Source organism: Candidatus Methanoperedens nitratireducens (assembly GCF_000685155.1).
Classification (GTDB): Archaea; Halobacteriota; Methanosarcinia; order Methanosarcinales; family Methanoperedenaceae; genus Methanoperedens; species Methanoperedens nitratireducens.
In genome coordinates this window covers 582,411-602,398 of the sequence record NZ_JMIY01000007.1, presented here as the reverse complement: position 1 = coordinate 602,398, position 19,988 = coordinate 582,411, and the positions used below count along the sequence as shown (strand labels likewise).

The following is a 19,988-nucleotide window of genomic DNA, read 5'->3' as shown; positions in this document are numbered from 1 at the left end:
CCCCATTTAATAATCTGCTTGATGGTTCTTAAAAATTACGGAGAACTTAGAATCATGCTATAAAAAGTATATATAATACGATTGTTTTGCGATCTCCAAAAATACAAATAATTGAAACAACTGGCAGAACCGAATATATGCCAGATACTTTGAATGACCCTTTTCGCTCTGTTTAATAACTTTATAGGTTTTTCTTTTAACCGATGGATGAAAACGCTCACAGCATGCTGGTGAAAAAGAAATCTCGATCATTCACATGCTTAGATTGTAGGGAATGGGCTGCCAATGATATTTGCTCTTTGCATCTGAGGTTCTTCATAAAATATATCTATCATGAATTGAGATTCATAAGCATGGAAGCCGCAGTAGAAGATATTGGCGCGAAACTGGACGAGGTCATAAGAAGACTCGACCACTTAGAGATGCTGCTCCTCATGGGCGAAGTGTTTCCCGATAATGAAGAAATGAAGGCCATAAAAGACTACCTTTTAAGAGCCGGGCGTGGGGAAACCGAGTTCATTCCGCTTGAGGAAATCGATAATGAGCTATGATGTTCTTATCGAAAGAAACGCAATCAGGGAAATTAAAAAATTCCCAAAGCATGATATCCAGAGAATAAAGGAAACTTTAAAGAAACTTCCTGATTTTCCAACAGGCCTGGATGTGAAAAAGCTGGCTGGAACAAGAAATATTTATCGAGTGAGGGCTGGAGATTACAGGATCCTGGTCGAGCTTGAGATCAATACGCTGAAAGTTTTTTCGGTAATCCATAGAAAACAAGCTTATAAATAATGGAAATCGACAAACATTAATCTACATCCAGTATAACGTCCTCTCCCGTGCGGATATGCCGAAGTTCCCTTTCTGTTTCTTCAGCCAGTTCCTTTTCCGCACTTTTTTTGCTCCCTACCCACCTATCCATGACCTTGCATGCAGCAAGATCGCCTGTAACGTTTATAGCTGTGCGGCTCATGTCCACTATCCTATCGACGCCGATGATGAGGGCAATACCGCTGGTAGGAATGCCCACGCTGTTCAGTACCAGAGCCAGGATTACTATGCCAACCCCCGGGGTTGCAGGAGTGCCTATAGAAGATCCTACGACCGTTACTATGATCAGCAACAGCGCACCGAGCCCCAGTTCCATGCCAAACACCTGGGCTAAAAATACCGTAGCCACACTCTGGTAAAGCGCTGTACCGTTCATGTTTATCGTTGCTCCAAGCGGAATCACGAATTGAGAAATCGAGGGTCTCACGCCGAGTTTTTCCTCTGCTGTTTTAATGGACAGAGGCATCACGGCGGCAGAACTTGATGTGGAAAATGCCAGCAGCATAACCTCTCGAACGCCCGCAAGAAATCTCCACGGGCTCATCCCCGAGGTGAAAAGCACGATTATTAAATAAAGGCACAGGATAATTACGAGTCCCAGAAGGACAGTCCCTACATAAACAAGCATTCCCATAAGCGCCTCTATCCCCACCCTTGCTGTGAATTTAGCCAGCAAGCCGAAAACCGCAACAGGTGCGAGCAGCATTGCCCATTTTACAATGGTCATGCAGACCTCCTGCATCGAACCAGCCAGATCCAGTATGGGTTTTGATTGCCTCGGAGATGTGGAGACGATGGCAATGCCGAGGATAATGGCGAAGAGCACCACCTGCAGCATCTGACCTGAGACTATAGCACCAAGAGGGTTGCTTGGAAGAAGTGCTCCTATCAGCCCGGGCACCTCACCGAGCGTTGGGGTGGAGACTATACCCTGGTTTGCTGTCGGAGTTGCCGTGTCCATTGTAGATTGAACCAGTTCACTGCTTATGAATCTGCCCGGCTGGATCAAAAGTGCAACCCCGATTCCTACCCCAATGGCAATCGCAGTCGTCAGTAAAAAATATCCGCCGACGCGCAGTCCCACTTTGCGAAGCTGATCCATGCCTTCGCTGGCTGCTATTCCCCGTATAATCGAGGCAAAGACCAGAGGGATGACAATCATCTGCAGCAGCCCAAGGAAGATATATCCGGGCACGGACAGCCATTCGCTTAAAATGCCCGATACGCCGGGTTCAACCAGTCCTGCCGACGGACCCAGCACTATACCCACAGCGATACCAAGCAGCATCCCGAGCAGGATTTTAAGCCACAACCTGCCCTTCACCAGCGACTGCAGATGGTCGCTCAGGTACTTGAGCGAGCGTGGATGGATGTACTCAAGCGGATGGCGGTCTCTATTTGGCATTTTTCCATAGATGTTTTAATGAAAACAGGTTGTATAAAAAAAACGTTCCCATCACGTTTATAATTGTCGGCTGAAGCAGTAACTGAAATTACCACAAACTATTTTCGAGCAACTCCCTCTGTAACGTTTGCCAACGCCCCTTTAATCATTCACTCCCCGGGGGCGAAGGCAGGCAAGACAGCGCAGCAATGAAACGCAGAGACATACAGGAAACACAGAGGGTGCAGCGAAAATCCGCACCACGGAAACCGCATGGAAGAGACCCGCGGCTGATCCCGGGGTAAGCCCAACCTTCGAATACAGCACTGTTAAAACCACCAACCCACCCGGGGTCAAAGCTGCGGGCCTTCTTCTATCATTTTCTATCTCTTTTTCCTCTTTGCTGCACAGCAAATCTCCAGCGGCAGGAACAAGGCTCCGGGGCAGAGTAAAGGTAGAACCATCCCAGGCAGGATTCGCAGAGCATCTGGAAAGAAAAAACCGCTCTGCAAAACCAATACTACTGCCCCTGCGCAGCAAAAACGGCGTTCATAGGGATGATTCACGGCTGTCATCCAGAGCTGTTCGCTGCCGGGAATCTCCCCTGACCTCCTATAATAAACAAAGGAGATGAACAGAACCATGACAGAAAACAACAATGCGGCCGAAATAATAGCTGCTCTAAAGAGCAGGCTCAGACGGAACAGGCTGCAAAGCAAACCGAAAGCAATCCAGCAGAAAGCAGCCCTGTCACAGATAAAACAGCCCTGGCGTATGAGATATTGAAGAAAAATGCAGAGGCTAATGGAACTATGGGCGCCAGCGCCTTCATGGACATGATCAGCAGGGATCTGAAGGCTGCCCCTGAAGAGGTTATGGAAATTATAAAGCATCTCTTCGATAAGGGCATGGCATACGAACCGAAGATGGGCAGAATGAGGGCGGTTTAATCAGCCGCTACTCTCTCTTTTTTTAAGCGTCATTTAATGCGCCTTTTCAGGATATCTTCAGCGAGGCGCAGTTCCATTCGAAGCCTCGCTCTTTTAAAATCGGTTTGCGGGGTTTCAGGAGTACATTATATGGAAATAGTACATGGAAATATCTGGGACATCCCAGCCGAGTATAGATGCGTGACCACAAACGGTGTTGTTAAGAATAACGGTGCTTGTGTTATGGGCAGAGGCATTGCACTTCAGGCGCGTTTGAAATATCCAGGTATCGACTTTGAGCTTGGTAAGTTCATCATGGCTGATAGAGCAGCGGGTAGAGAAAGTAATCGTGTCAGATTGCTCTCCCATAATATCATTGCATTTCCCACAAAACACGACTGGAGAAAGCCAGCAGACCTGAAGTTGATTGAAAAGAGTGCCAGGGAACTGATCGAACTGATCGATAAGCTTGCTTACTGGTTCCGAGAGCAGCACGGATACTTCCCTGCCCCGCCTTCTACAATCCTCTTACCGCCTCTTGGTTGTGGAAATGGATGGTTGAAGTGGTCTCAAGTTGAGCCGATTGTAGCACCGATTCTTGTGGATAACAGGTTTAAGGTTGTGTTTCCGCCAGAGGGATATAGTAAAATCTATTAATGTTTTATTTTTCCAAATAACATATTGGTTGAGCATAGTAAAATTTTTATATAATCAATTAAACAATTGTACTATGAAACCTGCACATCTGCTCACGATAATACTGGCATCTGTTTTGATCCTTTCTTTTGCCATTGTTTTGATCAAAGAGGATGCCCTAATACACGAAATCGCTTTCATGCCTCCCTCAATGCTTTCAATCCGTGAAGTGGATGTCAAACCGACAGAGGTGACCAGTGCTCTGATAGAGGTGAATGTTACTGCCTATATAGACCACAGGGATGGTAAAACCAGGAACGCATCCATGCTAATAAGAGCAATAAACAGCGACACGGGCCTGCTGGGGGCACAGGCTGCAGCTCCAGTACCGGAAACCGAGTCAGAGAAAACCATAGCAGTCTCCCAGAGATTAAAGGTGGAAAGAAATGGGGGTTATGAACTTAAGCTCCTGCTTTTTGATAACGGCAGCATCCGTGATAGCGGTTCCGTAAATATTCGCGGCTTGAATGCCTTAACACCTATGTCAAAGAGCAGCGGAATTGTTTTGAACAACATGGATTTTACTGTCAGCAGCGCAGGAAAAAGTAGGAATCAAGGCTGATATATACCTTGAGAACAGAGGTTCTGAAGCCACAGAGAACTTGAAAATTATTGTAAAATCAAGGGAAGCTGCACCACCTGGCGCACCGCCTTTCGGTGTTACGCCGCCGCCTGCTCCAACTCCTATGGCGCCAGGATTTGAAGCACTTGCAGTCATAGCTGCTTTGATAATGGTTATAGCGTTGAGAAGGAGGTTATAATGGTACACAGAGAAAAAATAGAGGATTATTTTTATCTTGGAATTTTCATAATAGCAATGTTATTTGCATTGATAGCAACAGTGAGGCTTTACACTTCAATAGATGAGCTTATCAGGATATGGTTTGATTACAGGTACAGACCGATATTTCAGGCGCTTTTCAGTTTATCGGTGCTTGCGATCTCTATTTATCTGATAAGAGAGAGGCTGATAAAAAGATAGGGCTTTACTGAAATCTTATCCCTTGAATTTTTTTTTACTGAAATTTGTTATAGCTCTTAGAGGTGAGAGAATTCTTTTTCTATAGCATAATGCTGAGATTTTCCGTAACTTGTATTATTATCAGCTAATCAGTTAATAAAATGGTAGGCAACCATAAGAAAAAAATTTGAGTTCATAAAGACCGGCGTTCAACACGTTTTTATGCAGTGACCAGAGTGTTTATTTAGATTACCCGCTTAATTGGTAACGGGGAGAAAAAGTGCAAGTTCAAACGAAAAAGATACTTATAAACGGTGTCGAACTCAATTACATAGAACAGGGGAAAGGTGATCCTGTTGTTTTTGTGCATGGGAGTTTGGAAGATTTCCACACATGGGGTTTACAGATTGAGCCTTTTTCGGAACATTATCATGTCATTGCCTACAGCCGGCGCTACCACTATCCCAACGCCTGGGTCGGCGATGGAACGGATTACTCGGCCACTCTTCATGCAGAAGATCTTGCAGCGTTAATCAAAAGGATTGGGCTCGGATCAGCCCACGTTGTGGGACATTCGTATGGAGCCTATACAAAAAATCGCTAATCACAGTTTCAACACAAATTGACGTACAAAATATTTCCTTTCAGATTCTTAGGATTAACCCTGTTGTTGACGTGGATCCCATGGATCATAGCGGCAACTGCCGGTTTCGAAATGAGTTTCCCCGATGGCGTTATCCTGGTTGCTATCGGAGGTCTTGGACCAACGATAGCAGCGATCATTATGCTCTATCGTTATGGTGATACCGCTACCAGAAAAGATTATTGGGACCGTGCGATCAGTTTTAAACGTATCTCGGCAAAATGGTATATCATTCTGTTTATCATCGTTCCTGTTATACTGCTTATTTCGATCGCAATTTCAACATTTTTTGGCAAGCCTTTCGGAGCACAACTTCTGGAACGGCAATATTTGGAGAATCCCCTCATACTCATACCGTTTGTCGTGTTTGTCTTTTTCTTCGGTCCTTTACCTGAAGAACTGGGATGGCGCGGATATGCACTGGATGGTCTGAGAGTTCGCTCTAACGGTCTTATTGCCAGTTTGATACTTGGTGTGGTTCATGCAGCGTGGCACATACCGCTCTTTTATATAGAAGGGTACCCGCTGCGTGATTATCTTGCGCAACCACTCATGATGATAGTGTATTTCGCGCTTATTATCCCCAAAGCAGTTGTCATGACCTAGCTCTTTTACAAGACGAACAGAAGCACTTTATCGGCGATATTGTTTCATTTTATGATCAACTACACAGGCATGATCACAGATATCAGTGTTATTACTGAGTTCATTCAGATGGTTGTGTATTATGTATTTGCCACCATCCTCATTGCTACGAGCCAAGATATCTTTCTTAAAGTCTCATTTCTTCAGTTGAGAAATGACCATAGATAAACAAAATAATATTTACAATCGCAAGGACTATAAATCCCGCCAATCCAGTAATGCCAACAGTAAGGTCATTACCCCCCTTAATTACCATGATAGCAAGACCAGCAGTTGCATTGAGCGAGCCGTGGATGACAGCAGCGGCGATGACGGATTTAGATTTGAGTCTCACATAGCTGAAGATCGGCGAGAGCAGTAAAGTGAAAAACGTCATCATAAATACGCCTGCAATAGGGTGTTGGGGATAGTTGTACCCCTGCAGAATAATAGGGGCGTGCCATACTCCCCATATGATACCGATAATTGCAGATGACCTCCAGAAACCCAAATAATACAACTCTTTCTGGAGAAGACCTCTCCATCCCAGTTCTTCTCCAAAACCAGCGACCGCATTGATAGTAATACCAGCTACAAGCCCTTGGAGCAGGGCAATCCAGACAGGATGGATCGGGGATGCAGCGAGCTGTCTTTTAAGCTGTTCTATCTGTTCCGGTGTGAGTACAGATTCAAACCTCTCAAATAGCCCCGCCATTTCTGGAGAGTATTCGACTCCCTGAAAAAGCAGGCTCACTCCCAGAGTCGCAAAAGCTACACCGGCAGGAAGAAGCCATGCTACTAAAAACCATCGGTTTAATTTCCATGAAATGCCCAAAGGCTCTTTCACACGTTCTTTGTAAACTAATTTCTGGACGATGATGGCCATCGTCATCGGGACAAACATATAGGCCACAAGCACGGCGGTCGCTACCGGCATGTCCAATCTCCCGCCCGAAATATAGAATAGAATCGCTATAAGCCAGCTAAAGAAGATAGTCAGGATGATGAATAGTATTGATTTTTTAATATTTTTTCTCATTTAGCATCATCTCTTCTTCATCTTATACCAGCCAATAAGAAGTAATGCTCCAGATCATTCCATAATCACCCTCTGCTGTTACAGCAAACATAAGAAATAATAAAACAGATAATATTATGCTACCAATTCCCATTTTAAAATAAATATTTTTAGTCATAGTTTCATCCTTTATGGTGTTACGAAAACAACTGTATAACATGTCGAAACCTCCCTAACCTCAAGATTGATTTTTCACCTCAGATTTTTTAATCTCTTTTTGCTCAATCGAGAGGGACACAGGGAGATTGTCTGTAATGTCAATATTGTATTCAACGCCTTCTACTGTCCAGTAAGACCAGGGACTGCCCTCATCTTCCCAGGTTACTTCAAAGCGTGCTGGTATCTTAACCGAATGGAACGTTTTCCACTCCGTAAACTCGATCAGCCACGGCATCTTCTCTTCCTCCTGACCGCGGAAGCGCCAGGCTGACACATGCGTTATCAGATTTGTTTTCTGATCGAATGTGAAAAGCAATTCATCATTTTGTTCACCAAAGGGAACCACAAGACGCATCGTTTCATTATCTACAGCTTCCCAGTGCACACGGCTATCTGTGATAACTACCGACGGAGTAAACACAGCTTCGCCCCACATCGCGAGATTCTGGCCCTGGTCTATCTTCTCTCCAGTTTCTTTCATGTTGAGTAAGCCTTCTATTTTGAGAACACCTTCTCCGTTTATATAGGAGTCACTGACTTTGAGAATGGTTCTGCCAAACCATGTAACCTCCATGTAGCGAAGAAACGCCTGCCCTGGTAAATAGTATGCTTTGAAGCGAACCGGCATCCATATTCCATTTATTCTCAATTTTGCCTTTCCCCAGACAACAGCAGAATCTATCCTGGGGACAGGACTGCCAGCAGCGGCTTCGTAATACCGCCGTACGGGTTCAGGTAAGTCCGGCGGGAGTTCGACAGAGCCGATATCCTTCGTCTTTTCAGGATGCGGAGCAAAACTTTCTGGTTCGATCTGAAATCCCAGCCAGCCGATGTCCAGCAGAATAACAGCGATGCTGATGATTGCGATAATCATTATGTATATACCGTTCACTTTATAGCCTCCATTTTCCGCCTGACAAAAAGAACATCGGACGCTACAAGGATAATAACCGATATGAGCGCCATTTTTTAGTGATCGAATAGAACAGGTTATTCTTTCCCGCTACCTCCGATCTTGAAAAACCTATCGCTGCAACACATTCGCTCTCAAAACCATCAGGAAAATACTTTACATCTGGAATATATCCAAAATGCCTGCCAGCCGTAATCAGATTCTCAACTGCACAGCCAACGGATATGTAAAGTTCTCTGTTATCAGGATCAGCAGCCGGAAGCGCCCTGCTAAGATCAGCGAGTACTTTTATCTGTCCATCATCAACGGCAAATCTCCAGGGCTGGGTATTGTGTCCAGACGGCGCCAGTATGGCGTACCGCAGGAGGATTTTCAATTTTTCATACAGCGGCGCATCTTCTTTGAATTCGGATTCTTTTATATCCCATGCGGTCAAATCCATTACATAATCTCCTTATTTAATTCTCATCCAACCTTTTTCAGCCTTACAGCAGTCCCGTATGCCAGCAGCTCAGCAGCCCCGGCCGCCGTTTGCGCAGTTGAGAATCTGACATTAACCACAGCATCTGCTTCAAATTTTTCAGCCTCCTGGATCATTCTTTTCAAAGCCTCTGCTCTTGCATCCGCCAGCAGTTCAGAATATTCCTTCAATTCTCCACCGATGATGTTTTTCAGAAACGCAAGAATATCCCTGCCGATGTGCCTGGCTCTGACCGTATTCCCGGATACTATCCCCAGAACCTCAGTATCGTAGCCCTTTATGTTCTCTGTCGTAGTTACTATCATTTATATTACCTCATGTTCTTAATCCATATTTTATTCACCTTTTTCTAAATAATTTGCTCAGTATCAATGTGATAATCGCCAGCACAAGGTAGAGTGGATTATAATCTCTGCTTCTCATTTCATATCACTCTCCGTATCTCTTGCAATCCTGCCGTCGCGCATAGTTATTATCCTGTCCGTTTGCCCCGCAACCTCCATATCATGAGTCACCACAAGGATGGTCTGACCTTTTTCGCTGAGCTCTTTCAGTATTCCAACGATTATTTCCCGCGTCTTTGTATCTACTGCACCTGTAGGTTCATCAGCAAGGATGATAGCAGGATGATTTGCCATAGCCCTCGCAATGGATACACGCTGCTGCTGCCCTCCTGATAATTCCGATGGCCTGTGTTTTAACCGGTCGCCAAGTCCTATCTGAGTGAGCAGTTCTGTGGCTCTTTCTTTTCTCCTGGATCTTGGTATCCCTGAGAAACGCATTGCGATATCCACGTTCTCAAACGCGGTAAGTGAGGGAAGGAGGTTGAAATGCTGGAACACAAAACCGATCTTTTCCCTTCGAATTTTTGGGGCTTCTCCCTCGTTTGCTTTTGTGATTTCCTTACCTTCAATAAACACACTGCCGCCAGTGGGTCTATCAAGCAGCCCTATCATCGATAGCAGCGTCGACTTCCCGCTCCCTGAAGGACCGACTATGCTTATGAGTTCGCCTTTCTTCACCTCAAAACTAACATCGTTGAGCGCATGCACTGGTATTTTGCCCTGCATATACGTTTTCGTAAGGTTCCTGATGCGGAGAATAGGTTCTCTGCCGTTATCATTATTTCCATTTTCACTCATATCGCAGCGCCTCCATCGGACTCATTTTCGTTGCTCTATAAGCAGGATAGGTACCGCATACAATTCCAAGTACCATTGCGAACAACAGGGCGACTGCCGCAAGCCTTGGAGTTATAGAGAAAAGCGCCGACCCCTGGGAGCTGAGAAAAACGCTGTTCAGAAAATATACTGTGATCCAACCTGCAGCAATGCCAGCAATACCTCCGATCACTCCCATAAATGCAGCTTCTCCCATGGTCATGAAAAGAATGCTTTTTCGCTCAGCGCCAAGCGCCTTGAGAAGCCCGAATTCCTTTGTTCTCTCAGAGACCGACATGAGCATCGTGTTCATCACGCTCAAGCCCCCTATGATGGCTGCAAGCATTGCAGCGCTTATGGTAATCAGGCTGAAAATGACAAGCTGCCCCTGAAACATTTTCCTCAGCGTATCGGGTGATTCGCTTTTAACTTTCTCTACACTCAGCTCTATCCTTTTCGCAAGTTCTTCAGGATCAGCACCTGGAGCAGGCTTGGCATAAATGAATGATACAGTGTTCTCCATTCCATAGAACTTCTGTGCCCTGTCAAGAGGCATCTGCACCGCAGAATCAAAAATAGAACCTGTGTATTCAAGTATCCCCACCACGCTGACATTTCTGGTACTGGTTATGGATGATGTGCGCTGCATCCTTTTACTTTTTATCTCAAGTTCATCTCCGACCTTGAGATTGAACTTCCGGGCTATGCTGCTGCCGATGACCGCCCTGTAGCCGTCCCCGGGAACCAGATATCTACCTGCTGCAAGCTTTGCATCCTTCAATTGTTTTTCGGGAAGAACCCCAAAAACCATGTCACCACCCCCGAATCCTCCACCCCCTTCAGGATCAAGAGACGCTATCAGTACTCCATGGGCATCCTGAACCCCGGGCACTCTTTTGACCTGTCTGACTTTTGATTCATCAAGACTTCCAATGCCGCCCAGTGTTCCATCTGGCTGCACCTGGATATTATCTGCCATAAGTTTCAATGACCTGTCTACAACGAGGTTCATATGCTCCGACATCCCGTCCATGACAACCACCGCAAAAATGCCCAGGGCAATACCAAATATGGTAAGCCCTGTCCTCATTTTTCTCTGTGTGAGGCTTCGGATTATGAGGTCGAACATTCTAACCGCCCCGCTTTATCCGTGCTGCCGCCAGTACGGCTATCAAAAGAACGAGCGCTGTGAAACCAGGAGTGCTTTTTACGGGAGGAGTTTCAGGCGCTTTGTCTTCTTCAGGGATGCGCAGAACCGTTTCATATTTATCCAGCACTGTGTTGTGCTGATTTACCGCCTTTATCTCAACATCGTAAGTTCCTGGCGCAAGCCCTTTCCATACCACTCCAGCAGTATCTTCCTTTCCTGAAACAAGAATTTCTTCTATCTGCTGGCGGTATGTTTTTGCTTCATTTGTCGCCCTGTTTCTTGCCGTTACTTCTATGAAACCATCAAAAGGGACCCGGGACTTCCCTCGCAGTGTTATACTGGCACCGTATTCATCGACCTCAACATCATCATGCAGGATCTCTACTTCGTCGTTTGCAGTAAAAACTGCGATATAGGTATTGATCAGCGGCGAAGCATAAAGTCTATGCGTGAATATTTTTGCCCGTACAGTGTATTCCCCATTATCAGTAAGCAGAAACGGCCATGTTATCTTTAGCTCCTTATTCGCTGTGAGATACACGTCCTTTTCATTCTTTGTATAAACAATATCGTTCTTATCAAGCAGCTCTATTCTGACATCAACAGCACCTGGATTGAAAGGGCGGAGCAGTAACTGCACCCCTTTGTTCGAAGGCGAAAAATCCACCACATGAAAACTGGGCATGGCAACAGTGCCATATGATACCTGATAGGATTTTTTATCATGAATGGCGGTATCGTTATACAGGCTCACTTGAGCAGTGTAGTAATTATGCTGGGGTTTATTCTGCCATATTATTACTTTGGAGGCCTGCTCTCCGGCTTTTGTTTCAAATGGTACTTCCTGCGATTCTACTATCTTTTCTCCATTCATGAGTTCAAAAACCGCTTTCCCCTGATGAGCCTGGCTGGACTTAATAGTGACCTCGCTGGTGGTGAAATCGGAAAAAAAGTCCACTATTTCAAGAGCTGCAACTGCCGGGTTCACGAATGTAAAAGTGCAAATGATCAGCAGTACAGCTCTAATTATTGCTTTTCTTCTAAGACCATATGCGCCTGATATCAAAGCCAGTGGGCTGAATATAGCACACGCTAATCGTTTATTCATTTTTATTCCTCCTACATAGATCATCAAGACCCGTACGCCAACCTGCGTACCTTAACAACCAAGTGTAATATCTTAATACATAAACTTTACGATTAATAGTCAAGCCTATGAATTTAAAAACATAAGTTATATTAGTTTATAGATGATCATATGAATTGATACTTAAATGGAATGAGTATATACACATATGCAAAAATTATTTGACAAATTGGCATAAACAGGATGAAAATATATTATGAGTCCGCTTGAAAAGTTATTCGGCAAAACGGCACAGATGACTGTGCTGGAATATCTCATGAAAAACAAAGGAGAAATCAATTATCTTTCAGGAATTGCTCAGGGTACTGGATTATACCACTCCAGCGTAGCAAGAGTGTTAGAACCTCTTCTGGAAAATAACATAGTTATTGAGAAAAAGATTGGAAAGCAGATGCGGTCCTTTACTCTAAATGAAGAGCATAAAGCCACACAGGTTCTGATGAAATTTTATGATGAGATGAAAAAAGAGCTTGGTGATTAATTCACACGTTTCATCACAAACTCGCAACAGTCATCCCCTTTTGAAGCACACCTTACTTCTTCGGCATCTATATCCATACCTTTAAGCACCTCTGCCAGACCTGCGTTATAACCCCTCAAAAAATGACAGATAGCTACTTCTGAATTCCCATAACCTCTAGCAATAAATGAGTTCTCAACCCTTACCACAAGCTCATTTTTGTTATTTTCTTCTACACTAAACTTGCCCCACCCGAGCTCTGCGTAGAAGTTCTGAACTGCTTCAATGAACTTTTTGTCATTTAAACCCCATTCATTGCTGAAGCGATTGATCCACCGGAGACCAGCTTTCTTGCCAGCTTCATATAAAAGTACGGATGCACCATCAAGGCCCAATATCTTTTCAGCGTCCTTCTGCAAATTAACAAAGGTTTCAATGCTCACTATGATAGCAGGAACTTCTATGACCGAGAACTCTCCTTTGCTCCTTTCCCATGTTGCAGTTTCCTTGACATCGTTTAACATAAGCAATCAAATAATTGTACATGTAACTTAAGTTTATCTATCAAAAAGGGTGATAAGCTATAATTCAATAAACTATTGGAGGCTAAACTTGTGTCCAAACTTTCATTAATCCTTGGATTTCTAGGCGGTATCATAGTAGTGATCGGAGTTGTGACCTACCTGAGCTATCAAAGTGACATCAGTACAGCACGAGAGCGTGTGCTGGCAGGCAGCAAGGTCATCGAAACCGCCTCTGGCCCGATCGAATACGCCGATATTGGGGATGGTTATCCTGTGCTGGTGGTACATGGAGCTGGAGGTGGTTACGACCAGGGCGTTATCCTATCGAAAGTGTTGTTGAATGATGATTTCCGTGTGATTGCCCCTTCACGATTTGGTTTTTTACGTACTCCACTACCTGATAATGCCTCATTTGCTGCACAGGCTGATGTGTTCGCAGATCTGCTTGACGAGCTGAACATCAGCAGGGTAGCCGTCGTGGGAATCTCTGCAGGTGGACCATCAACTTTGCAGTTTGCCTTGCGCTATCCTGAGCGGATTTCATCCATGGTTTTGGTTTCAGCGGTTGTCCACAAGGAAAAACCTATGGATTTCAGGGATAAAATAATCCATAATGTGATATTCAAGTCGGATTTCATCTTCTGGTTAATCACAAAGTATTTTGAATCTGGCCTGATTTCATTTTTTGGGGTGACTCCAGAAGTACAGGCCAAACTAACTCCAGAGGAGAAGTACTGGCTTTCTGATATCCTTATTCCGTCGATGCATCCAATTAGCCAGCGGCAAGCAGGTATGGTTAATGATAGGACTAACTTTCCTTTCCTTGATTACCCTTTAGATCAAATTACTGTGCCGACACTGGTAGTCTATGCCAGAGATGATACCCTGGTTAATCCCTCTCATAGTCAGTATGCTGCCCAGAAAATTCCTGATGCAAAAGTAATCACGCTGAAAAGCGGTGGTCATATACTCATGGGACAACACGAAAGGGTTGGACCTGAGATAGTTAAGTTTCTGAATCAGCATGCGGCAAATACGCAACCGAGCAAAGGAGAATGACCTTTTTTTGCTCACTGCGGTACTCGCTACTCTGGCGTTCTTCATCTTTATGAGCGGAAGCTATGGAGGGTATAAATGAATGTTCCATAATTAGTAAAAAACCTCGGACTAAGGGATATTCTTTGAGATTCAAATGCTTTCCATGCTCGAATAGCCTTCACCCAACAACTATAAATGCGCTGGAAATGTTCTTTTATTTGTAATCTAAAGGGGAGGTGGTTAGATGGCAAGGTTTCTAATACTTTGGAGAGTAGATACAATGAAGGTGCCTGAGAGTCCTGAAGAGCAAATGACCCTCTCTACTAAGCTCATGAATATGGTTAAGGAAGATCTCAAAAGAGGCATGTTGGACTGGGGAGGATTTGTAGGTGGTCATGTAGGATATGCTATTGCTGAAGGAACTGAGCAGGAGATTGCTCTGGCATTAGCGAAGTACAGCCCATATATCAAGTTCAAGGTTAACCCGGTACTCTCAGTGAGCCAAGTAGATGAAATTATGAAGGCTATGTCGAAAGCCTGAGACTATGCTGTGGCGATTCAGGAGATCTGAATTGCCCCTTTTTTATTTTTTCTAAAGAGCCTTTTTACCCAATTTTGAAGCGAAAAAAGCAAATATCAGGTTATTAGAATCGCAACAAAAGCTATGACTCTGGAGAGGAAGATTGCACAACTATTCAGGATGGATGAGGTAACCTGGCTGCGTCACGCCAATCCTTGGAGTGTGATTTTGCGCAATACTGTACTACCACTGCTTATTCTTGCTTTTTGGAGCCGGATATGGCTCGGGTGGTGGGCAATTATCCCTGTTACTCTGGCACTTCTTTGGAACTGGTTCAATCCGCGCCTTTTCCCACCTCCAGAATCACTCGATCACTGGACATCAAAAGGAGTGCTCGGGGAGCGAGTATGGCTTAACCGCGATAAGGTGCCAGTGCCGAAGAATCATAGTATAGCTCCAAACATCCTCACGACTATTTCCGCTCTCGGTATGGTATTTGTCATCTGGGGCGTTGTAGTACTTAAAATATGGCCAACACTGTTTGGCGCAATGGTGGTATATTTGAGTAAACTCTGGTTTCTTGACCGGATGGTGTGGCTCTGGGAAGATATGAAGGATGCAACGCCAGAGTACAGAACCTGGCGAAATCGTCTAAAATGAGCAGGATGTCTAGATGATTGTCACATCGCTCATTTCAGCAGTTCCGATTATAATTAATAATTACTCATTTCTTTTAATAAGGAAATAATAAATCAGCGCCCCGATAATTCCTGTAAAAATTATTACAAGAACCCAGATGAGCTTGGCATAATCTCCGCCAATTGCGAACTTATTATCCTGCCTCTTCAGACAATCTATCAGCATCAAGAGCCAGAAAACAAATAATGCAATACCGATAATTGCAACAATCAGGATAAAGACTGCTCCTATATTCCACACAGTTTCTCTGACGCCTATCAATTTACCACCGAACAATTTCTTGAATGATAACGGGCTTTATATATTTTTCTATAATTTACAAGCCTGAGCTTTTCGAACTGCTTCAGATATATGTTTACAAGCGGCCTTGAGATTCCAAGTTCTTCCAAGATTTATTACTTTCTTACTTCCTTGGCTTGATGTTCTGGTTGAGACTGAAGAAGTTCGTGGGATCGTATTTGTTCTTCAGCGCCACTAGTCGCTCGTACTTCTCTTTACCATAGGCAGCCATGACCCTGTCCGTCCCCTCAGTCATCAGGAAGTTTACGTACACGCCGCCAGTAGTGAAAGGCTGCAATGCGTTCCAGAGGTCTTTCGCCCATTTGATATTCTCTTCATCCTCTAAGCGATCATACCACATAGATCCCAGGGCAACAACAAACGGTGCATTGCGATGACTGAAGGGAGTTTCATCATCACCGATCTGATTTACGGCGCCCAGCAGATACTCGAAAAGAATGTCAGACCTCTGTGAAGGTCTATTAGCTGCATAATCGACAAGAATATCTATAACATCATCGCTTAAATCTTTCACATACTCCGATTTCCAGTAGTACTGCCAGCCGGGTGGATACGCAGCATCTAACATTTTCTGTAGCGCCGTATAAGGCACAGGGCCAACCAGATCGACCTCAGGTGAGCCAAACGTCCTGAGAGGTTGAATGATGCGTTTCCCCTCCTCTATTGATCCGACATAGCAGATGGCAAGCACAAGCACAGGGGTACCCTGGATATGTTCAGGCAAATGTGGTGCTTTTGGTGCTGTAGCTAAGTCTGCGGCTACTGTTAATTCGACGGGGGCAGTGGTCATGTATTCGCGATAGAACTGAAGAACTTCTTTTGCCTTAGCAAGAGGATGTAGTAGTATACCGCCCAGTATCGTTGGGCCTACAGGGTGGAGCCTGAACTCAAATGAGGTAACAATCCCGAAGTTCCCACCACCGCCACGTATGCCCCAGAAAAGGTCGGAATTCTCGGTCTTGCTTGCTACCAGGAATTGACCATCAGCAGTGACAACATCAGCAGATAGAAGGTTATCGATGGTCATACCGTACTTTCGCGTAAGCCAACCGTAGCCACCACCGAGAGTTAAGCCAGCAATGCCTGTCGTAGACACCATGCCACCTGGTAACGCGAGGCCAAAAGCCTGTGTCTCGCGATCTAACTCACCCCAGGTGACACCAGGTTCGGCACGGGCAGTGCGGCTGGCTGGATCGATGCGAATACTCTTCATCCGCGAGAGATCAATGACCAGGCCTCCGTCACAGACAGCATTACCTGCGACATTGTGGCCGCCGCCTCTCACTGCCACAAGGAGTTTGCTGGAGCGGGCAAAGTTGACTGCATTGATGATGTCGACAGCCCCTGTACACCGTGCGATAAGTGCCGGGTGCTTATCGATCATCCCGTTCCATATCTTGCGTGCATCATCGTAACCGGCATCACCCGGGCGGATAAGCTCACCACGCATGCTTTCTTTGAATTTTTGAATGGTTTCCTCATCAATTTTGACCATGATTATTTCCCCCTTTTCGGCATATCCTTCGCCTGATGGTCTATTTTCCGCTCCCTTTTAAGATAAACCTATCAGGTAGGCGTTCACTCTTATTATTTTGTTTACTCACATTCGTATAAATAAATTCCTAAGATACGGGTTGTGGTAAACACCACGAGATCTTTGAAGAAAAAGCAATAAGAGTTAAGTGGAATTGAAATAATAATTCATTTAGGAGTGTATGTTATATGAAGAAGGTTGGTTGGCTCATTCTGATCGTTCTGTTTATCATACTATTAGTGTTCACAGCGCAAACCTACCTGGGCTATCAGCGCGACATCCGTGTGGCCAGAGAGCAGGTACTGGCAGGTAGTCAGGTTATCGAGACCGCCTGTGGCCCGATCGAATACGCCATCTCAGGAGAAGGCCCTGCGGTGCTGGTGGTACACGGGGCTGGCGGCGGGTACGACCAGGGACTTGAAATAGCGCGTTCGTTTGTTGGTGGTGGATTCCGCTTTATTGTCCCGTCGCGCTTTGGCTATCTTCGCACCCCTATTTCAACCAATGCTTCTGCAACTGCACAGGCCGATGCATACGTATGCCTGCTTGACGCACTGAATATCCGTCGGGTGGCTATCGTGGGCATGTCTGCTGGCGGACCTTCCTCTATGCAATTTGCCTTGCGTCATCCTGAGCGGTCCTCAGCGTTGGTGCTGCTGGTGCCCGCCGCATATGCGCCTCAGACCCGGCCCGCTCCCCGGACTCCGGCTTCAAATTTTAGGTGTCAGGTGATCTTCTCATCAGATTTTACCGTCTGGCTGGCGATGAAAGTCGACCGGTCGATCTTTCCATTGCCATATTGTCTCGGCATACCTCCGTCGGTTCAGACCCAGCTTACGCCAGCGGAAGAGAAGCAATTATCTGAATTCATGCAGAGCTTGTTGCCCATCATGACACGGCTACCAGGCTTATTAAACGATATTAATATATACTCCTCACTTAATCGTTATCCTCTGGAGCGCATTACTGTGCCAACGCTGGCTATTAGTGCCTCTGACGACCCATATAATACATTTATCAGTGCTCAATACACTGCCCAAAACATACAAGGTGCGAAATTCATAGGACTTAAAAGCGGTGGGCACCTGTTGATAGGACATGAGGAGAAAATCCGATTAGAGGTAGATGAGTTTTTAAAACAGCATACTTGAAATCTTAAATACAAGTTCACCCATTATTCCCTAAATGAAAAATTCCGAGATACTCACCTGTATTCAGTGCGGTACATGCCATGCGAGCTGCCCATCAGGAAGGTACACAAGCCTGAACATCAGGAGAATTATCAGAGACTCGATAAATAAAGATGTCTCAACAGATCCTGAACTCTGGATGTGTACCACCTGCTACAACTGTCAGGAGAGATGCCCGCGCGGTATAAAGGTCACTGATGCGATACTTACCCTCAGAAGCGAAGCCGCAAGGGGAGGAAAGATACTCCCTGCTCACATGAAGATATGCAGATCTCTTATTGAAACAGGACATGCTGTCCCGATCGATGATAAACACAGGTCTATCAGAGAAAAGCTAGGACTTGGAATTCCGACCCATAGAAAAGCCCTCGATGAAGTGAAAATACTCCTTGAATCAACAAAATTTAATGAATTGATAGAAGAATGAATGAATTATCTCTTTTCCCGGGATGCCTGATCCCGAATCGATACCCTGGTATTGAAAAAGCCACAGGACTTGTTCTTGACAGACTGGATATTAAATGGGGCGAGCTTGAGGAGGCTTCATGCTGCCCGGCGCCCGGTATATTCCGCTCGTTTGATAAAATAACATGGCTTACCATTGCATCAAGGAACCTTGTGCTGGCAGAAGAGAAGAGCACAGACATACTGACACTATGTAACGGGTGTTTCAGTTCACTGATGGATGCCAACAGCATCCTGAAGAGTGATGCCCGTCTTCGTAACGAGGTGAATTCCCATCTTAAAAAGATAGATAAAGAATACCGGGGCACAGTTGAGGTAAGGCATATAATTGAATTCCTTTACAGGGATATAGGCGTTGAGAAACTTGGCAGGGCAATAGAGAAGCCTCTTGAAATAAGGGCTGCTATACATTACGGATGTCATCTCATGAAACCCACAAAGGATAGAAAACTGGGGAGAGCAGAATACCCTGTATTTTTTGATGAGCTTGTTGAGGCAATCGGCGCTGTGAGCATTCCCTATGAAGGAAAGATGAGCTGCTGTGGCGCCGGGGGAGGTGTCAGGTCTGCGATGTTTGAGACTTCGCTTAAGATGACCGAGTACAAGCTTGATAGGATGAAAAGAGCCGGGGTTGATTGCATCGTAAACGCATGTCCTTTTTGCCATCTACAGTTTGATAGCGGACAGGCTGAGCTTGAGAGAGAGGGAAAAGTATATAACATACCTGTTATACATTACAGTCAGATCCTCGGGCTAGCGCTTGGATACACCCCGCAAGAGATAGGCCTGCACCTCAATGAGATAATAAGCCGTGGATTTGAAGAGAAAATCACACTGGTGCAAAAATAGGAGGGTAGTGGGCAGAGGGGTATGATATGGTGGTGGTATATGGTGGTGTAAAAAAAGTGTTTTTTACTGCCCACTACGATTCGTATATACACGAACGAAGTATTTATAGTTTACGTATTTGTTAAGTCAACTTTATAGCATAGCTCTCCTAATAAAGTAATACAGAAAAACCAATGGACTGTAGTCTTGTTGCCTATTTTCCGCACTTTTCCACTTTGCAGCATGCTATTTTATGATTTTATTTATCGTCCAG

Annotated in this window: 29 protein-coding genes; 18 read left to right on the top strand and 11 right to left on the bottom strand. The window is 45.0% G+C overall.

Annotation, left to right across the window (positions count from 1 at the left end; genetic code table 11):
- Positions 1-203: 203 nt before the first annotated feature.
- Positions 204-551 (top strand): hypothetical protein, encoded by a 348-nt coding sequence (locus ANME2D_RS18575; RefSeq protein WP_157834167.1) that lies wholly within the window; start codon positions 204-206, stop codon positions 549-551.
- Positions 541-792 (top strand): type II toxin-antitoxin system RelE family toxin, encoded by a 252-nt coding sequence (locus tag ANME2D_RS15030; protein ID WP_048093318.1) that lies wholly within the window; start codon positions 541-543, stop codon positions 790-792. The genes ANME2D_RS18575 and ANME2D_RS15030 overlap by 11 nt, the downstream gene beginning before the upstream one ends.
- A gap of 16 nt (positions 793-808) precedes the next feature.
- On the opposite strand, the gene ANME2D_RS15025 is transcribed toward ANME2D_RS15030, so the two are convergent.
- Positions 809-2,236, bottom strand: a complete 1,428-nt coding sequence (locus ANME2D_RS15025) for a dicarboxylate/amino acid:cation symporter (protein WP_048093316.1) — start codon at positions 2,234-2,236, stop codon at positions 809-811.
- A gap of 379 nt (positions 2,237-2,615) precedes the next feature.
- Here ANME2D_RS15025 and ANME2D_RS18570 point away from each other — a divergent pair, with 379 nt between their 5' ends.
- The 9 genes from ANME2D_RS18570 to ANME2D_RS14995 all read left to right on the top strand — a co-directional run bounded on the left by ANME2D_RS18570 (position 2,616) and on the right by ANME2D_RS14995 (position 6,050).
- Complete coding sequence (locus ANME2D_RS18570) at positions 2,616-2,849, top strand: hypothetical protein (RefSeq protein ID WP_157834166.1); 234 nt, start codon at positions 2,616-2,618, stop codon at positions 2,847-2,849.
- Positions 2,850-2,857: 8 nt separating this feature from the next.
- A complete protein-coding gene (locus ANME2D_RS18255) occupies positions 2,858-3,001 on the top strand; it encodes a hypothetical protein (protein ID WP_157834165.1) in 144 nt (47 codons plus the stop codon).
- A complete protein-coding gene (locus tag ANME2D_RS18250) occupies positions 2,998-3,165 on the top strand; it encodes a hypothetical protein (RefSeq protein ID WP_157834164.1) in 168 nt (55 codons plus the stop codon). Before ANME2D_RS18255 ends, ANME2D_RS18250 begins: the two co-directional genes overlap by 4 nt.
- 129 nt (positions 3,166-3,294) lie before the next feature.
- The gene (locus tag ANME2D_RS15015; protein WP_048093312.1) at positions 3,295-3,801 is read left to right on the top strand and encodes a macro domain-containing protein; all 507 of its coding nucleotides are present in this window, start codon (positions 3,295-3,297) and stop codon (positions 3,799-3,801) included.
- 73 nt (positions 3,802-3,874) lie between these two features.
- Entirely contained in the window at positions 3,875-4,402 is a 528-nt protein-coding gene (locus ANME2D_RS15010) for a DUF7490 domain-containing protein (RefSeq protein WP_048093310.1), read from the top strand.
- A gap of 40 nt (positions 4,403-4,442) precedes the next feature.
- Positions 4,443-4,601 (top strand): hypothetical protein, encoded by a 159-nt coding sequence (locus ANME2D_RS18245; RefSeq protein WP_157834163.1) that lies wholly within the window; start codon positions 4,443-4,445, stop codon positions 4,599-4,601.
- On the top strand, positions 4,601-4,822 hold the full coding sequence (locus ANME2D_RS15005) for a hypothetical protein (protein WP_048093308.1): 222 nt from the start codon (positions 4,601-4,603) through the stop codon (positions 4,820-4,822). The genes ANME2D_RS18245 and ANME2D_RS15005 overlap by 1 nt, the downstream gene beginning before the upstream one ends.
- Positions 4,823-5,081: 259 nt before the next feature.
- Positions 5,082-5,405 (top strand): alpha/beta fold hydrolase, encoded by a 324-nt coding sequence (locus ANME2D_RS15000; RefSeq protein ID WP_052368970.1) that lies wholly within the window; start codon positions 5,082-5,084, stop codon positions 5,403-5,405.
- A gap of 63 nt (positions 5,406-5,468) precedes the next feature.
- Positions 5,469-6,050: a CPBP family intramembrane glutamic endopeptidase gene (locus ANME2D_RS14995; protein ID WP_157834162.1), complete on the top strand. Its 582-nt coding sequence runs from the start codon at positions 5,469-5,471 to the stop codon at positions 6,048-6,050.
- Between the two features lie 166 nt (positions 6,051-6,216).
- Here ANME2D_RS14995 and ANME2D_RS14990 read toward each other — a convergent pair whose 3' ends face one another.
- The 7 genes from ANME2D_RS14990 to ANME2D_RS14960 form a co-directional block, all read right to left on the bottom strand.
- A complete protein-coding gene (locus ANME2D_RS14990) occupies positions 6,217-7,107 on the bottom strand; it encodes a CPBP family intramembrane glutamic endopeptidase (RefSeq protein ID WP_052368968.1) in 891 nt (296 codons plus the stop codon).
- 217 nt (positions 7,108-7,324) lie between these two features.
- Entirely contained in the window at positions 7,325-8,197 is an 873-nt protein-coding gene (locus tag ANME2D_RS14985; RefSeq protein ID WP_048093297.1) for a DUF6544 family protein, read from the bottom strand.
- A 43-nt stretch (positions 8,198-8,240) separates the two neighbouring features.
- On the bottom strand, positions 8,241-8,660 hold the full coding sequence (locus ANME2D_RS14980) for a nitroreductase family protein (protein ID WP_052368967.1): 420 nt from the start codon (positions 8,658-8,660) through the stop codon (positions 8,241-8,243).
- 23 nt (positions 8,661-8,683) lie between these two features.
- On the bottom strand, positions 8,684-9,004 hold the full coding sequence (locus ANME2D_RS14975; RefSeq protein ID WP_048093295.1) for a YbjQ family protein: 321 nt from the start codon (positions 9,002-9,004) through the stop codon (positions 8,684-8,686).
- A 114-nt stretch (positions 9,005-9,118) separates the two neighbouring features.
- Positions 9,119-9,841: an ABC transporter ATP-binding protein gene (locus tag ANME2D_RS14970; RefSeq protein ID WP_048093292.1), complete on the bottom strand. Its 723-nt coding sequence runs from the start codon at positions 9,839-9,841 to the stop codon at positions 9,119-9,121.
- Entirely contained in the window at positions 9,834-10,988 is a 1,155-nt protein-coding gene (locus ANME2D_RS14965; protein ID WP_048093290.1) for an ABC transporter permease, read from the bottom strand. Before ANME2D_RS14965 ends, ANME2D_RS14970 begins: the two co-directional genes overlap by 8 nt.
- Before the next feature lies 1 nt (position 10,989).
- On the bottom strand, positions 10,990-12,117 hold the full coding sequence (locus tag ANME2D_RS14960) for a hypothetical protein (RefSeq protein ID WP_157834161.1): 1,128 nt from the start codon (positions 12,115-12,117) through the stop codon (positions 10,990-10,992).
- A gap of 295 nt (positions 12,118-12,412) precedes the next feature.
- Between ANME2D_RS14960 and ANME2D_RS14955 the strand changes: the two genes are divergently transcribed.
- Positions 12,413-12,637 (top strand): MarR family transcriptional regulator, encoded by a 225-nt coding sequence (locus tag ANME2D_RS14955; protein ID WP_320408822.1) that lies wholly within the window; start codon positions 12,413-12,415, stop codon positions 12,635-12,637.
- Here ANME2D_RS14955 and ANME2D_RS14950 read toward each other — a convergent pair.
- Positions 12,634-13,140 (bottom strand): V4R domain-containing protein, encoded by a 507-nt coding sequence (locus ANME2D_RS14950; RefSeq protein WP_048093283.1) that lies wholly within the window; start codon positions 13,138-13,140, stop codon positions 12,634-12,636. The two genes, ANME2D_RS14955 and ANME2D_RS14950, sit on opposite strands and share 4 nt — an antisense overlap.
- A gap of 90 nt (positions 13,141-13,230) precedes the next feature.
- On the opposite strand from ANME2D_RS14950, the gene ANME2D_RS14945 reads away from it, so the two are divergent.
- The 3 genes from ANME2D_RS14945 to ANME2D_RS14935 all read left to right on the top strand — a co-directional run bounded on the left by ANME2D_RS14945 (position 13,231) and on the right by ANME2D_RS14935 (position 15,358).
- The gene (locus ANME2D_RS14945; RefSeq protein WP_048093281.1) at positions 13,231-14,199 is read left to right on the top strand and encodes an alpha/beta fold hydrolase; all 969 of its coding nucleotides are present in this window, start codon (positions 13,231-13,233) and stop codon (positions 14,197-14,199) included.
- Between the two features lie 223 nt (positions 14,200-14,422).
- Positions 14,423-14,719, top strand: a complete 297-nt coding sequence (locus ANME2D_RS14940; protein WP_048093279.1) for a DUF3303 family protein — start codon at positions 14,423-14,425, stop codon at positions 14,717-14,719.
- A gap of 123 nt (positions 14,720-14,842) precedes the next feature.
- The gene (locus ANME2D_RS14935; protein WP_048093275.1) at positions 14,843-15,358 is read left to right on the top strand and encodes a DUF6653 family protein; all 516 of its coding nucleotides are present in this window, start codon (positions 14,843-14,845) and stop codon (positions 15,356-15,358) included.
- Positions 15,359-15,418: 60 nt separating this feature from the next.
- Here the strand turns inward: ANME2D_RS14935 and ANME2D_RS18750 are convergent, their stop codons facing one another.
- Positions 15,419-15,658 (bottom strand): PLDc N-terminal domain-containing protein, encoded by a 240-nt coding sequence (locus ANME2D_RS18750; RefSeq protein ID WP_241763380.1) that lies wholly within the window; start codon positions 15,656-15,658, stop codon positions 15,419-15,421.
- 142 nt (positions 15,659-15,800) lie between these two features.
- Positions 15,801-17,192: an FAD-binding oxidoreductase gene (locus ANME2D_RS14925; protein WP_048093273.1), complete on the bottom strand. Its 1,392-nt coding sequence runs from the start codon at positions 17,190-17,192 to the stop codon at positions 15,801-15,803.
- A 227-nt stretch (positions 17,193-17,419) separates the two neighbouring features.
- Between ANME2D_RS14925 and ANME2D_RS14920 the strand changes: the two genes are divergently transcribed.
- The 3 genes from ANME2D_RS14920 to hdrB are packed head-to-tail and all read left to right on the top strand — an operon-like array spanning position 17,420 to position 19,735.
- The gene (locus ANME2D_RS14920; RefSeq protein ID WP_048093259.1) at positions 17,420-18,382 is read left to right on the top strand and encodes an alpha/beta fold hydrolase; all 963 of its coding nucleotides are present in this window, start codon (positions 17,420-17,422) and stop codon (positions 18,380-18,382) included.
- A gap of 34 nt (positions 18,383-18,416) precedes the next feature.
- The gene (hdrC, locus tag ANME2D_RS14915) at positions 18,417-18,848 is read left to right on the top strand and encodes a CoB--CoM heterodisulfide reductase subunit C (RefSeq protein ID WP_048093256.1); all 432 of its coding nucleotides are present in this window, start codon (positions 18,417-18,419) and stop codon (positions 18,846-18,848) included.
- Positions 18,845-19,735, top strand: a complete 891-nt coding sequence (gene hdrB, locus ANME2D_RS14910; protein ID WP_048093254.1) for a CoB--CoM heterodisulfide reductase subunit B — start codon at positions 18,845-18,847, stop codon at positions 19,733-19,735. Before hdrC ends, hdrB begins: the two co-directional genes overlap by 4 nt.
- Positions 19,736-19,988: the final 253 nt, after the last annotated feature.